This is a genomic window from Microbacterium sp. P03 (genome assembly GCF_043556235.1).
Taxonomy (GTDB): Bacteria; Actinomycetota; Actinomycetes; order Actinomycetales; family Microbacteriaceae; genus Microbacterium.
Genome location: NZ_JBIGIM010000001.1, coordinates 990,702 through 1,004,835, shown reverse-complemented (window position 1 = coordinate 1,004,835; position 14,134 = coordinate 990,702). Strand labels below are relative to the sequence as shown.

The following is a 14,134-nucleotide window of genomic DNA, read 5'->3' as shown; positions in this document are numbered from 1 at the left end:
AGGCGACTTCGCTACCATGAAAGCGGCACGACGGAGTGTCCGTTCGGTTAACCGATAGATAACCACCACACTCCAGGAGCACACACATGGCACTTCACACAGTCATCCTCGCTGCGGGCATGGGCTCGCGCTTGGGTCGTGCCCTGCCCAAGCCCCTCACCGAGCTGAGCGATGGACGCACGATCATGCGCCAGCAGCACGACAACATCCGCGCCGTGTTCGGCAAAAGCGCGCGCATCACGGCCGTCGTGGGGTACCGCGCCGAGACCATCGTCGACGCCTTCCCGGACGCCGACTACGTCTACAACGAGCGGTACGACCAGACGAACACGTCCAAGAGCCTTCTTCGCGCACTGAACCGCTCGGGCAAGGGCGGCGTGCTCTGGATGAACGGCGATGTCGTGTTCGACGCTCGCATCCTGGGCCGCGCGATCGAGCTCATCGAGCGCGAGCAGTCGTTCGTGACGGTCAACACCGCCAAGGTGAGCGACGAAGAGGTCAAATACACGGTCACCGGCGAAGGCTTCGTCAAAGAGCTCTCCAAGACGGTCGTCGGAGGCATCGGCGAGGCCGTCGGGATCAACTACATCGCCGCCGCCGACAAGCGGGCCTTCATCCGCCAGCTCGGGCGGGTCGACGACCAGGACTACTTCGAGCGCGGCCTCGAGCTCTCGATCGCCGAAGACGGACTGCGCCTCCAGCCGCTCGACATCTCGGATCTTTATGCGGTCGAGGTCGATTTCGCGGAAGACCTGGAACGCGCGAACCTCTACGTCTGATCGCACGGCAGTCACGATGACGGCGGCCGACGGGCTGTCAAGCCCTCGGCCCGCTCGCAGCACGGCCACGTAGGATCGGCGAAATGGCTGAGAAGGTTCACCGCATCCACTCGCTGCCCCCGGACGCTGCCTGGGCCGGCGGGCTTCCCCCTATGGGCTCCGATGAGCACCCCTTGGGCGTGAGGGCGCTGGACAGGGTGCTCGCGATCCAGCGGCCCATCGTGATCGCGCACCTGCGCAGCATCCGCCTCCGGCACCCCGACGCCGGTCCCGCAGAGATCATCCGCATGCTCGAGCGCCGCTACCTGACCGCGGTCACCTCGGGCGGCGCCGCAGTGGGTGCGACCGCGGTGGTGCCCGGCATCGGCACCGCCATCACCCTCACCCTGAGCGGTGTCGAAACGGTGGGTTTCCTCGAAGCCACGGCACTCTTCGCGCAGTCCGTGACGGAAGTTCACGGTATCCCGGTCGAAAACCCCGAGCGTGCCCGTGCACTCGTCCTGACGCTCATGCTCGGCCGTGAAGGCATCGACCTCGTGTCCCAGTTGGCGAAGCAGGCGGGCGGCAAAGGAGGGACGCGTGACAAGTACTGGGGCGAGATGATCACCAAGACACTCCCCCGCGCAGCCCTCGCCCCGCTCGTCGATCGCCTGAAGACGTCGTTCGTGCACCAGTTCGCCGCGAAGGGCGGCGCCTCGATCGTCGGCAAGGCGCTTCCCTTCGGCATCGGCGCCGTCATCGGCGGCACGGGCAATCACATCCTGGGTCGCCGCGTCCTGGTCAACTCCCGTCGGGCATTCGGCGCACCGCCCGTGGATCTTCCTGCAGATCTCGAGCCGCGTCCCGGTGCCCGACCGCTCGAGCGGTCGACGGTCTACGGTCTGCGTCGTGCCGGCGGTGCCATCGCGGGCGGCCTCACACGAAGCGTCTCCGCCGTCGGCGGTGCCGGTCGCAAGGTGGGCGGTGCCGTCACCCCGGGCCGGCGCAAGGCCCTCGAGGAGAAAGACGCTGCGTCGGCCGATCCGGTAGACGCTCCCTCCGAGCATCCCGACGACAGTCCCGAGGGGTCGCTCTCCCACCCCTGAGCCTCTGCACGCCCCGCTCCGCCCCGTGATCCCAGTGACACCGGACACCGAGAGCGGTACTCTCACCGCGGGGAGAGAAAGTGCAGGGCGACATGCCTTCAGAGAGCGATCGGCGGCCGGAACTGCCCCGTGAGTTCACGGGCATCGAACCGGAAGCCGACCTCGCCCCCGATCCCGCGCGACCGGGGCCACTCGGAGAACCGGGAGAAGATCTGCCCCGCGCGCCGGCGCCGCCCGCACGCACCGACTCGCCGGCTTTCGCTCTGCCCGACATGCCGTCGACCGTCTCGCTCGTCACGGATTCGGTGCTCACTCGCCCGCTCGCGGAACGGATGTCGTCCGCGCGCCCGGACGAACTGATCGGACTGGTCATCGAGCTGCGCACGGACGGTGGCCTGTCTCTCGAGGACGTGGTGCACGAGCTGTCGGTTCTCGTGCGGATCGCCGCTCGCAAACGCAAGGACGCGGATGAGCCGAGACGAGTGGGCGCCTACCTCACCGTGGCCCTGACGGTGTCCGAGATCCTCGAACTCGTGCAGATCGACTCCGACAAGGGCGGTCGCGCCCGCGCAGGTCGGCAGGAGCAGCGCACCGCGCCGCGCAGCTTCATCAATCGCATCTGGCCGAATTTCGAAGTGCGGGCGACCATCCACCGTTCGGTCATCACCACCAAGTCCGATGCTGCCGTCCGCTCATTCGACGCGACCGGCGAAGGCATCGTGTGGGCGGTGCTCGACACCGGCATCGACGCCCGCCACAAGCACTTCGCAACGTACGACACCCTCGCTCTTCCGGCTGCTCTGGCACCGCGCAGCTTCGTGGCAGGAACGACGGATGCCGATGCCCGCCGTGACCCGAACGGCCACGGCACGCACGTCGCGGGCATCATCGCGGGCGGTCAGCGTGCGACACCGCGAGGCAAGCGCATCTGCGCCGCCACGTGGTACCGCACGGCCGAGGGCAACACCGGGGTGCAGCGCGTCGAGCTCGATCGCATCAGCGGAATGGCCCCGAAGACCAAGATCCTCCCCCTCAAGGTGCTGCGAGACGACCGCACCGGCGACCTCGCCTCCCTGCTGGAGGCACTGGAGTACATCCAGGAGCTCAACCGCGGAGGGCGCGACATCGCCGTCCACGGCATCAACCTCTCGCTCGGGTACCCCTTCGATCCCTCGTGGTTCGCCACCGGCCTCTCCCCTGTCTGCCGTGAGGTCGATCGGCTCGTCGCCGACGGGGTCTGCGTTGTCGTGTCCGCGGGGAACACGGGCTATGGTGCCGCACGCGACACCGGCGGGCGCGAAATGCGCCTCGGGTTCGGCATGACCATCAACGACCCGGGTAACGCCGCCCGCGCGATCACGGTCGGCTCGACATCCATCAATCCGTATTCGTCAGGGGTGTCCTACTTCTCCTCGAAAGGACCGACCGGGGACGGCCGTCTCAAGCCCGACCTCGTCGCGCCGGGCGAACGCGTGGTCAGCGCCGGGTCGGGCGAGCTCCTCGAGAAGGCGCGTGCGAATGTCGCCCTCGGCGCGGGACAGAATGCCGCGGACATCACCTACGTCGAGGATTCGGGCACCTCGATGTCGGCGCCGCATGTATCAGGAGTGGCGGCGGCGTTCCTCTCTGTGCACAGGGAGTTCATCGGCAAGCCCGACGAGGTGAAGCGGATCCTGATGGACTCCGCGAGCGACCTCGGTCGCGAGCGGACGTTCCAGGGTCGCGGACTGGTGGACGCCATGCGCGCCATCCAGAGCGTGTGATTCAGAAAGCAACCGATACCTAGGAGGGCGCGCGATGAAGCTGCCGTATGCGGAGATCGAGTTCGACGACACGGGCGAACGGGTACACCCGGGGCAGGTGAAGGACGCAGCATCCGTCATCTCCCGGGAAAAGGCGACCGACGTCATCGTGATCTGTCACGGCTGGAACAACACCGCGGCCCAGGCACGCGACCTGTACACCCGAGTGGTGGAATCGATGCACATGGTGCAGGCAGAAGTACCCGGTGCCGCCAGCCGCAGAATGGTGGTCATCGGCGTGCTGTGGCCGTCGATCCAGTGGGCGGACGATGAGGACTCGGGCGCGGGAGCCGGTGTCGCGGACGAGCAGGAGACGCTTCAGGACATGATCCGCGCGCGCATCGACGACGCGTCCGTCGCCGACCGGCTCGTCGAACTCGTGCCCCGGCTCGAGGCCTCGTCGACGGCGCAGGAGCAGTTCGTCGCCCTCCTTCGCAAGACGCTGCCTGCCTCGACGGAAGGCGAGGACGAGGCCGCGTTCGAGATGCTGGCGACCGGCGACGTCGGAGAGGTGCTGTCGGCCGCCAAAGGCGGAACCGACGCGCCGGACGCGCTCGCGGCGGCGGGCGGGGCGGCCGGCATCGATCCGATGGGCGTCGCTCCGCTCGATGACGGCGGCGGCGCGGGGTTCTTCGACAGCATCATGGGTGCCGGCCGCAACCTCCTCAACCTGACGACGTATTACACGATGAAGGAGCGCGCGGGCGCCGTCGGCCGGAACGGTGTCGCGAAAGCTCTGGAGGCACTCCACGACGCGGCGCCGGATGCCCGGCTGCACCTGGTCGGTCACTCGTTCGGCGGACGCGCCGTCACCGCAGCGGCGTTGGCGACGTCAGCGAAGGTGTCGTCCCTGTCCCTCCTGCAGGCCGCGTACAGCCATTTCGGCATGGCGGATGACTGGGACGGAACCGGGAAGGACGGCGCCTTCGAGAAGGTGCCGTCGAGGATCGACGGACCGATCATCGTCACCTTCACCCGCAACGACAAGGCCGTGGGGGTGGCGTACCCGATCGCCTCGCGACTCGCGCGGCAGATCGGCGCCGGTCTCGGGGATCAGCAGGACCCGTACGGAGGCATCGGGCGCAACGGCGCACTCAAGACCGCGGCATCGCTCCCCGCGGGCACTCTGCTGGACGTGGGCGGGGCCTACGCCTTCGAGGCCGGGCGCGTGTCGTCGCTGAACGGCGACGCGTTCATCTCCGGACATTCCGACATCACCGGACGCCAGGTCGCTTACGCCGTCCTGACGGCGGTGGCCACCGGGAGGTCCTGACGCGCGGTCCGAAGACCTCCAACGCGGGCGCAGAATGGTCTCATGGGCCTGTTCAGTTCGCGTCCCGAAGAACCCACCGAGTGGGCGGGACTGCCGTCGGAGCCGTTGTCGGAGAAGTCTCCTGCCGAGCAACTGGCGGATGCTGCGGCATCCGCTGATCTGCTCGCCTTTCAGGGCAGCAGCTCGATCGAGTCGATCCTCATCCCCGTTCCGCTGCCGGTCGACACCGCGCCGGAGGGCGGCGTGGACGCGGGCGGCGGCGATCCGGGGGGCAGCACCGGGTCCGACTAGACCCCCGCGGAGAGCTTGTCGTCGAAGAAGTCCAGCACCCTGTCGACGCCGGTCTGCTGCCGGTCCATCGTGAGGACGGAATGGCCCTTGCCCTCGAACTCCACCGCGATGAACCGATCACCGAGTTCGCGACGGAGCGTGTCGAATCGCGTTCCCGTGGCGGCATCCGTCCGATAGCGCAGACCGAGCACCTCGCAGCCTGAATCGCGGACGACCTGCAGATCGGCGGGGCTCAGGCCGAGGTCGGCGCCACGCGCGGCGGCGCCCTTCGGGAGGCCCACCGCGGCCGGGAGCGACGGCTCCGCGAGCACGGGCGCGATCACCGGCGCGTCGGCCATCATGGCCAGCGCGAAACCGCCGGTGAAGCACATGCCCACGACACCGATACCCGGGCCCCCGACGTCTTCGTGCAGACGTCGTGCCAGCGCCCGCAGCCAGCCCGCGACCGGACTGGTCTTGCCACGCGCGAAGACCGAGAACTCGCGTCGGACGCAGAACCGGGCGAGGTCGCCCGCGACGTTACGGAATCCGAGGCCCCCGCCGGGTGTGCCGAACAGACGCGGGAGCAGCACCGTGTGACCCCGCGCGACCACCTCTTCGGCGAAGGCGACGAGCGACGGCTCGATGCCGGGCACTTCGTGGATGACGATGACTCCGGTCCCCGACCCCTTGCGCCAGACGTCCCTCGTCTCCCCGTCGAAGGTCACGGCCTCATAGCTCCACGTGTCCAATTCATCCATCTGCTCATCGTCGCAGACACGGAAGGATGCGCGGCCATGGCGGTCGATTAGCCTCGAGGGGTGCCCGTCGTCATCGCCCTCATCCTGTTCGCGAACGCCCTCTTCAACATCGTCGCCTGGCCGTCGTTCTTCCGGCGGGTGCTGCGCGATCCTCGCGCGCGGGATGCCGCGGGCCGACCCACGGCGTTCCTGCGCGTGCACGCCGTCCTGGTGGGCATCGCGCTGCTGCTGGCCGTGGCATCCGTCGTCGCGGGGGTGCTTCTGCTCATCACGACCTGAGCGCCCGCGCCCGGGGCGTCACTCGTGCTGCGGGAACCCGAGGTTGAGGCCGCCGTGCGAGGGATCGAGCCAGCGCGATGTCACCGCCTTCTCCTGGGTGAAGAAGTCGAACCCGTGCTCGCCATAGGCCTTGGACGCCCCGAACAGCGAGTCCTTCCATCCTCCGAACGAGTGGTATGCCACGGGCACGGGGATCGGCACGTTGATGCCGATCATCCCGACCTGGACCTCGCGCTGGAATCTCCGCGCAGCCCCGCCGTCGTTCGTGAAGATCGCCGTGCCGTTGCCGTAGGGACTGCCGTTGATGATGGCCAGCGCGTCCTCGTATCCTGACACTCGGACCACCGAGAGGACCGGTCCGAAGATCTCGTCGCGATACGCCGCCGAGGTCGTCGGCATCCGATCGATCAGGGTGGGGCCGAGCCAGAAGCCGTCGGGGTCGCCGTCGAAGGGGGCATCCCGACCGTCCCTGACGACGTCCGCGCCGTCTGCGGCAGCGATGTCGATGTAGCCGGCGACCTTGTCGCGGTGAACGCCGGTGATCAGCGGGCCCATGTCGCAGCCTCGCGTTCCGTCGCCCGTGCGGAGCGTCGCCATCCGCTCCGACACCTTCTCGATGAAGCGATCGGCGATGCTGTCCACCGCGAGGACCACGGAGATCGCCATGCAGCGTTCACCTGCTGAGCCGAATCCCGCGTTGACGGCGGCATCGGCCGCCAGATCGAGATCGGCGTCGGGCAGGACGAGCATGTGGTTCTTCGCTCCCCCGAGCGCCTGGACACGCTTGCCGTGCGCGCTCGCGGTCTCGAAGATGTACTTGGCGATCGGTGTGGATCCCACGAAGGAGACGGCTCGGACGTCAGGGTGCTCCAGGAGCGCATCGACAGCCTCTTTGTCGCCGTGCACCACGTTCAGCACGCCGTCGGGGAGGCCTGCTTCCTTCATGACGGCGGCCAGCCAGTTCGCTGCGGAGGGATCCTTCTCCGACGGCTTCAGCACCACGGCGTTGCCGGCGGCGATCGCCACAGGGAAGAACCACAGTGGCACCATCGCGGGGAAGTTGAACGGACTGATGATGGCGACGACCCCGAGCGGCTGCCGTAGCGAGTACACGTCCACGCCGGTGGAGACGTTCTCCGAGTAGGCGCCCTTGGTGATGGTCGCCATGCCGCAGGCGAGCTCCACGACCTCGATGCCGCGGGCGATCTCGCCGAGAGCATCGGAGGTGACCTTGCCGTGCTCGGAAGTCAGGATCGCGGCGAGCTCTTCGCGGCGGGCATTGACGAGCTCGCGGAAGGCGAACATGACACCCTGCCTCTTCGCGATCGAGGCGTCCCGCCAGGACTCCGCTGCCGTGCGGGCATCCGATACCGCAGCGTCCACGTCGGCCGCGGAGGCGAGCCGGACGCGTCTTTGCACCACCCCTCGCGCCGGGTCGTAGACCGGGGCGGTGCGGTCGGAGTCGCCGGCCCAGCTCGCCCCGCCGACCCAGTGGTCGAGAGTGTCAACCGCCCTCTCGGAGGTGTCGGTTTCGATCGCGGTCGTATCGGTCATGAGATTGTGTCCTTTCCCGCGCCACCGGATTCTCCCGCGGCCGTCGACGTCGTGACGCCTGTGACGTCAGCCTTCATTGTTCTTCCCGAGCACGTCGTCATAGATCGAGAGCGCCTGCGCCACCTCGTCTTCGGTGACGACGCACGGCGGGACGACATGTATGCGATTGTCCTGGACGAAGGGCAGGAGTCCCGCCGAGAAGAGGCCCTTCTTGAGCTCTGCCATCGCGCCTGCCGACACCGGCTCGCGCGAGTCTCGATCCGTGACCAGTTCCATGGCCCAGAACACGCCCTCACCCCGCACCTCCCCGATGATCGCGTGCCGCTCCTGCAGGGCGCGCAGGCCCGGACCGATCACGTCCGAGCCGATGTGCGCAGCGTGCGGGACGATCCCCTCGGACTCCATCGCGTCGAGGGCGCCGACGATCGACGCCGCCGCCAGAGGATGTCCGCTGTACGTGAGCCCCCCGGGGAAGACTGTCTCGTCGAAGTCGGCGGCGATGACGTCGGAGATGATGACACCGCCCACCGGCACATATCCCGAATTCACACCCTTCGCGAAGGCGATGAGGTCGGGCACGACGTCATAGCCGTCGAACGCGAACCACCGTCCCGTACGACCGAAGCCCGCCATGACCTCGTCGAGGATCAGCACGATGCCGTACTTGTCCGCCAGGGCGCGGACCCCCGCCAGGTAGCCGGGCGGTGGGATGAGAATGCCCGCGGTGCCGGGCACGGACTCGAGGAGGATCGCCGCGATACCGGCCGGGCCCTCGGACTGGATGACGCGCTCGAGGTGGTGCAGCGCTCTCGCCGACTCCTCTTCCGGCGTGCTCGCCCAGAACTCCGACCGGTAGAGGTACGGCCCGAAGAAGTGCACGTGACCCCGGGCATACTCGTTGGGGATGCGACGCCAATCCCCCGTCGACACGATCGCAGCGCCGGTGTTGCCGTGATACGAGCGATAGGTGGAGAGCACCTTGTCGCGACCGGTGTGCAGACGCGCCATGCGGATCGCGTTCTCGATCGCGTCGGCGCCGCCGTTCGTGAAGAAGACCTTCGAGAACCCGTCGGGTGCGTGGGCGAGGATGCGGCGTGCGGCCTCGCCCCGAGGAAGGGACGCGGTCGAGGGGGCCACGGTCGCCATCAGATCGGCTTGCGCGTGGATCGCCGAGATGACGGCCGGATGCTGGTGGCCGATGTTCGTGTTCACGAGCTGGCTGGAGAAGTCGAGCCAGCGGTTGCCCGCGTGATCCCAGACCGTGCTCCCGAGGCCGCCTGCCAGCACCGGCGGCGAGATGAGCGCTTGCGCGGACCAGGAATGGAAGACATGCGCGCGGTCCAGTTCGCGGGTGCGGGCGTCGAGATCGGGCTGAGCAGCATCGGTCATGGTTGAAGGGTATCTCCGGTGGTGTCGGCGCGCTCGCCGGCGTTCTTCCGTGCCGCCGGATCGGCGGCGCCGCGGTGTGCGCGGCTGCCGCCGATCCCGGTCGGTCTCCTACTGACCGCCCTCGGTGAGGGTCACGTCCATCGGCGCGAAGTCCGCACCGGTGAGGTCGAGGCCCGCGTCCGCCAATTCGTCGTGGGCCTTCTGGATCCACTCGTTCGAGTACGCCGTCGCGGGCGGATCCTCGGTGATCAGGTGCGCGCCCGTCTCGTTCACGGCGGCGAGGGCTCCCTGAACGGTCTTGTCCCACGCGGCCTCATCGATCACGCCGATCCCCTCCGTCGAAGGCCAGATGAGCTTGTTGGTCTCGTTGACCATCCACAGCTCGTGGCTCGGACCCCAGGCGGAGCCCGCGGCGATCGTGATCTGCGACGCCTCCTCCGGATTCTCGGCCGCGTAGACCCACCCCTTGATGACGGCCTTGAGGAATTTGACCGTCGTCTCCTGGTAGGCGGTGTCGCTCGCGAGCTTCTCGGTGTCGGCCCAGATCGCGTCCTGGAGCATCGCGCCCTGCGTGTCCTCGTAGCTGATCACGTTGAAGTCGTCGGGCGTGTACAGCTCACCCGTGTCGGGGTTCGTCGTCTCGAGGAGCTGCGCGTACTCGTTGTAGGTCATCGCCTGCGCGGCGTCGATGTCGCCCTGCAGGAACGCGTTCATGTTGAAGTCCTGCGTGATGATCTGCACCGTCGTCGCATCGAGGCCCTCGGCCGCCATCGCCGCGAAGATCTCCCACTCGTTCCCGAAACCCCACGAGCCGATCTTCTTGCCTTCGAAGTCGGCGATCGAATCGATGCCGGAGTCCGCCCACGACACCTGCAGGGTGCCGGAGCGCTGGAAGATCTGCGCGATGTCGGTGAGGTTCGCGCCGGCCTCGATTGACCCGAGCACCTTCGGCACCCAGGCGATCGCGTAATCGACGTCACCGTTGGCCAGGGCATCCTGAGGCACGATGTCACCGCCGGAGGGGATGATCTCGACGTCCAGTCCCTCCTCCTCGAAGAAGCCCTGGTCGGCAGCCGCGAAATACCCTGCGAACTGCCCTTGCGGCAGCCATTGCAGCTGCAGCTTGACCGGCGTCAGGTCTGCACCTCCGCCTGCGTCAGCCGATGAACCGCCGTCGTCGGTTCCTCCGGAGCAGCCCGCGAGGGCGAGCGCTCCGGTGAGGGCGATCGCCCCGGCGGCGAGCATGCGGCGTGTGCTGTGTCTCATGTCGTTCCCTTTCATGTCTTCGTGTGGTGATGGTTCGGTCGGGTGCGGTCGGGTCGATGCGACGGGGTCGTCACGCTGACCGTCTGCGGGTGACGAGTCGTTCGAGCAGAAGGGCGACGACGTAGAACACGAGCCCGAGGAGGATGGCTGCGAACACGTACGACCAGGCGCGGGCGTAGGCGCTCGTTGCGGCGGACGTCGAGATCAGGCCGCCGAGCCCGCCGCGCGGCCCTCCGAAGTACTCGGCGACGAGCGCGGAGATGACCGCGAGCGACGATGCGATGCGGATGCCCGTGAAGACGAAGGGCGCTGCCGTGGGAAGCGTGACCGTGCGCAGCACCTGACCGCCCCGCGCCGCGTAGACGCGCATCAGGTCACGGTGCACGGGGATGACTTGACGGAAGCCGCGGAGGGTGTTGAGGAACACGGGAACGAACGATGCCAGGGCGGCGATCGCCTGCCGGCCGAACTGGCTGTCGGCGCCGAACATGGAGTTCAGGACGGGGGCCAGGGCCACGATGGGGATCACCGCGAGACTCGCGACGACCGGTGCGGCCATCTGGTCGAGCACCCTCCACCGCGCAGCCAGCGCTGCGAGGAGGACTCCCCCCAGGGAGCCGACGATCAATCCGACCAGCGCGTTCGTGCCGGTGATGGCGGTGGCGGAGAGGATCGCGGGGCCGAACTCGACGAACTGAGCGGCGATCGCGGCCGGGCTGGGCAGCAGGTAGTCGCTCACTCCCACGACCCCCACCAGGAACTGCCAGCCGCCCAGCACGATCGCGCCCACGACGGCCGGCGCGATCACGCGAAGCCAGGCATCCCGCCGGTCCCGCGCGCGAGCCGGGGATCGCACCGCCCCGGACATGGCCGACGTCATCTGTTCTCCACACCGCGCGCGGTCGGAGTCCCCTGATGCAAAGCCTCGCGCACCGCCGTCACCATCTCGAAGAACGAGGCGTCCTCGCGGAGTTCGTCGGTGCGAGCTGTGGTCTGCTCGAGGCTCATCGGCACGATCTGCTGGATGCGGCCCGGGCGCGGCGACATCACGACGACGCGGTCCGACAAGAAGACCGCTTCGGGAATGGAGTGCGTGACGAAGACGACAGCGGCACCGGTCTCCGCGCAGATGCGCACGAGCTCGGTCTGCATGCGCTCGCGGGTCATCTCGTCGAGTGCGCCGAAAGGCTCGTCCATGAGCAGCAGGCTCGGTCGCTCCGCCAGCGCCCGCGCGATCGCGACCCGCTGCTGCATCCCCCCCGAGAGCTGGTCGGGGTAGCGGTCGGCGAAGTCCGAGAGGCCCACCATCTCGAGCAGCTCGGCGATCCGGGCTCGTCGGGCTGCGGCATCCGTCCCGTGCAGTTGCAGCGGAAGGCCGACATTCCCGGCCACCGTGCGCCACGGCAGCAGCCCCGCCTGCTGGAACGCGATGCCGTAGTCCTGATCGCGACGCGCACGGTCGGCGGTCTTCCCGAACACCCGCACACTTCCGGCCGTGGGCTGATCCAGATCGGCGATCAGTCGCATCAGTGTCGACTTGCCGCAGCCGGACGGTCCGATCAGCGACACGAATTCCCCCGCCGACACGGTGAGGTCGATCGCCTGGAGTGCGTGCACCGGGCCCGTTCGCGTGTCGAAGACCTTGTCGAGGCCCTCCACGGTGACCGCGTCCGCCCCCGGAAGACCGGTGCGGGATGTCTCGTCGCGTGCGGTGCTTCCAGTCATGCGCTGACCTCCACGCGTCGGTAGTCCTTGAGGATGAGTCCGAGGATGGCGACGGAACCCGCGGCGACGAGCCCGAGGACGATGGCGCCGAAGATCGGCCCCCACGCCTTGGCGGGGTCGCCGGAGGCCTGGCCCGCGTACTGGATGAGGATGCGGCCGATACCGCCCTGGAGGCCGGTCGACACCTCGGCCACGACAGCGCCGACGACAGCATTGGCGGCGCCCAGTCGGAGCGCGGGGATGAGGTAGGGCACCGCCGCGGGGAACCGGAGGTGGCGGAGCGTCGACCAGTGTCCCACCGCGTACGTGTGCATGAGTTCGAGGTGCAGCCGATCGGGAGCCTGGAGGCCGCGCAGCGCCCCGATGGCCACGGGGAAGAACGCCAGGTAACTCGCGATGAGCGCCACGCTCATCCAGTCCTGCCACTCGAACGCCCCGACCTGGATCCGTGACCCCCAGCTCTTCACGATCGGGGCGAAGGCGATGAGCGGCACCGTCTGAGAGAGGACGATCCACGGCAGGAGGCCCCATTCGGCGAGGCGCCAGCGCTGCATGAGCATGGCGAGTCCGATGCCCACGACGACGCCGACCACCCACCCGGCGGCCGCGATGCCGAGCGTGACGAGGGCCGCCAGCAGTACTTCGACCCAGAGCGGGCGGGCGCCGGGCGCACTCGTGACGGGCTCGAGCAGACGGGTTGCCATGTCCCACACGTGCGGCATGGCGAGATCGGTGGGACGGGGAAGCACGCGCAGGTCGCCGACGACGACGCCGTCCGCCGGAGCGATGAGCTTGTACACCTCCCAGAGCACCGCCACCGAGACGAGTCCGACGATGCCCCACAGCCAGGCGTGGGACCGCCGTCGGGGGCGCCGGCGCAGGGATGGGGGTGGGGCGGCACGATCTGCGAGGACCGATGCCGTCACGACTTCGCCGTCACGTGGTCGGCGAGTGCGGGGATCACGGTCTCGCCGTACACGCGCAGGGTCTCCTCCTTGTTGTCGTGCTGGAGGTAGCCGGCGAACTGATCGACGCCGAGCGCCTTGAGCTCCTCGAGTTTCGCGATGTGATCGGGGGCCGTCCCGAGCAGACAGAACCGGTCGATGATCTCGTCGGGCACGAAGTCCGTGTGCGTGTTGCCCGCCCGTCCATGCTGGTTGTAGTCGTATCCCTGGCGCCCCGCGATGTAGTCGGTGAGCGCCGCCGGGACCGACCCGGTGGACGCCCCGTACTTCTCGACGATGTCGGCGACGTGGTTACCGACCATTCCTCCGAACCAGCGACACTGATCACGCATGTGCGCCCAGTCCTCGCCGATGTAGAACGGCGCAGCGACGCAGATCTTGACGCTCATCGGGTCGCGTCCGACCGCTTCTGCCGCGCGTCGCACCGTCGTGATCATCCACCGCGCGATGTCGATGTCGGCGAGCTGCAGGATGAAACCGTCGCCGACCTCTCCCGCCAGCTTGAGGGCCAGGGGGCCGTAGGCGGCCACCCACACATCCAGGGTGCTGCCGACCGACCACGGGAACCGCAGGGTCGCGCCGTTGTACTCGACCTCGCGTGAGTTCCCGAGTTCGCGGATGACGTGGATCGATTCCCGCAGCGCCTTCAGCGTCGTCGGCGCGCCGTTGGTGACGCGCACCGCGGAATCGCCTCGGCCGATCCCGACGATGGTGCGGTTGCCGAACATCTCGTTGAGGGTGGCGAAGACCGACGCCGTCACCGTCCAATCCCGCGTCGCGGGATTGGTGACGAACGGTCCCACCGTGATGCGCCGCGTCTCGGCGAGGATCTGGCTGTAGATGACGTAGGGCTCCTGCCAGAGCAGATGCGAATCGAACGTCCATACGTGCGAGAACCCGTGCTGCTCGGCGAGCTTGGCCAGCGCGATCGTGCGGGACGCGGGAGGGTTGGTCTGGAGGACGGCACCGAAATCCATCATCGGACC

The 14,134-nt window shown here is 68.3% G+C and carries 14 protein-coding genes; 6 read left to right on the top strand and 8 right to left on the bottom strand.

Annotated features, from left to right (window positions below):
- The first annotated feature begins 86 nt into the window (after positions 1-86).
- The 5 genes from ACFXOO_RS04795 (at position 87) to ACFXOO_RS04775 (ending at position 5,230) form a co-directional block, all read left to right on the top strand.
- Entirely contained in the window at positions 87-779 is a 693-nt protein-coding gene (locus ACFXOO_RS04795; RefSeq protein ID WP_378838763.1) for an NTP transferase domain-containing protein, read from the top strand.
- A gap of 83 nt (positions 780-862) precedes the next feature.
- Complete coding sequence (locus ACFXOO_RS04790) at positions 863-1,864, top strand: hypothetical protein (protein ID WP_394562905.1); 1,002 nt, start codon at positions 863-865, stop codon at positions 1,862-1,864.
- A 92-nt stretch (positions 1,865-1,956) separates the two neighbouring features.
- Positions 1,957-3,627 (top strand): S8 family peptidase, encoded by a 1,671-nt coding sequence (locus ACFXOO_RS04785; protein ID WP_378850988.1) that lies wholly within the window; start codon positions 1,957-1,959, stop codon positions 3,625-3,627.
- 34 nt (positions 3,628-3,661) lie between these two features.
- Complete coding sequence (locus tag ACFXOO_RS04780; RefSeq protein WP_394562904.1) at positions 3,662-4,939, top strand: alpha/beta fold hydrolase; 1,278 nt, start codon at positions 3,662-3,664, stop codon at positions 4,937-4,939.
- 42 nt (positions 4,940-4,981) lie between these two features.
- Complete coding sequence (locus tag ACFXOO_RS04775) at positions 4,982-5,230, top strand: hypothetical protein (RefSeq protein WP_378838753.1); 249 nt, start codon at positions 4,982-4,984, stop codon at positions 5,228-5,230.
- Here the strand turns inward: ACFXOO_RS04775 and ACFXOO_RS04770 are convergent.
- The gene (locus tag ACFXOO_RS04770) at positions 5,227-5,970 is read right to left on the bottom strand and encodes a dienelactone hydrolase family protein (RefSeq protein ID WP_378838751.1); all 744 of its coding nucleotides are present in this window, start codon (positions 5,968-5,970) and stop codon (positions 5,227-5,229) included. The two genes, ACFXOO_RS04775 and ACFXOO_RS04770, sit on opposite strands and share 4 nt — an antisense overlap.
- 60 nt (positions 5,971-6,030) lie before the next feature.
- Here ACFXOO_RS04770 and ACFXOO_RS04765 point away from each other — a divergent pair, with 60 nt between their 5' ends.
- The gene (locus ACFXOO_RS04765) at positions 6,031-6,249 is read left to right on the top strand and encodes an SCO4848 family membrane protein (protein WP_378838749.1); all 219 of its coding nucleotides are present in this window, start codon (positions 6,031-6,033) and stop codon (positions 6,247-6,249) included.
- Between the two features lie 18 nt (positions 6,250-6,267).
- Here ACFXOO_RS04765 and ACFXOO_RS04760 read toward each other — a convergent pair whose 3' ends face one another.
- From ACFXOO_RS04760 to ACFXOO_RS04730, 7 genes are all read right to left on the bottom strand, one after another.
- Positions 6,268-7,803: a CoA-acylating methylmalonate-semialdehyde dehydrogenase gene (locus ACFXOO_RS04760; protein ID WP_394562903.1), complete on the bottom strand. Its 1,536-nt coding sequence runs from the start codon at positions 7,801-7,803 to the stop codon at positions 6,268-6,270.
- Between the two features lie 66 nt (positions 7,804-7,869).
- Entirely contained in the window at positions 7,870-9,192 is a 1,323-nt protein-coding gene (locus tag ACFXOO_RS04755; RefSeq protein WP_394562902.1) for an aspartate aminotransferase family protein, read from the bottom strand.
- Between the two features lie 108 nt (positions 9,193-9,300).
- A complete protein-coding gene (locus ACFXOO_RS04750) occupies positions 9,301-10,458 on the bottom strand; it encodes an ABC transporter substrate-binding protein (protein WP_378851002.1) in 1,158 nt (385 codons plus the stop codon).
- 70 nt (positions 10,459-10,528) lie between these two features.
- Positions 10,529-11,338 (bottom strand): ABC transporter permease, encoded by an 810-nt coding sequence (locus ACFXOO_RS04745; RefSeq protein ID WP_394562901.1) that lies wholly within the window; start codon positions 11,336-11,338, stop codon positions 10,529-10,531.
- Positions 11,335-12,183: an ABC transporter ATP-binding protein gene (locus ACFXOO_RS04740; protein ID WP_394562900.1), complete on the bottom strand. Its 849-nt coding sequence runs from the start codon at positions 12,181-12,183 to the stop codon at positions 11,335-11,337. Before ACFXOO_RS04740 ends, ACFXOO_RS04745 begins: the two co-directional genes overlap by 4 nt.
- Positions 12,180-13,109, bottom strand: a complete 930-nt coding sequence (locus ACFXOO_RS04735) for an ABC transporter permease (protein WP_394562899.1) — start codon at positions 13,107-13,109, stop codon at positions 12,180-12,182. Before ACFXOO_RS04735 ends, ACFXOO_RS04740 begins: the two co-directional genes overlap by 4 nt.
- Entirely contained in the window at positions 13,106-14,125 is a 1,020-nt protein-coding gene (locus ACFXOO_RS04730; protein WP_378839469.1) for a TIGR03842 family LLM class F420-dependent oxidoreductase, read from the bottom strand. Before ACFXOO_RS04730 ends, ACFXOO_RS04735 begins: the two co-directional genes overlap by 4 nt.
- Between the last annotated feature and the right edge of the window lie 9 nt (positions 14,126-14,134).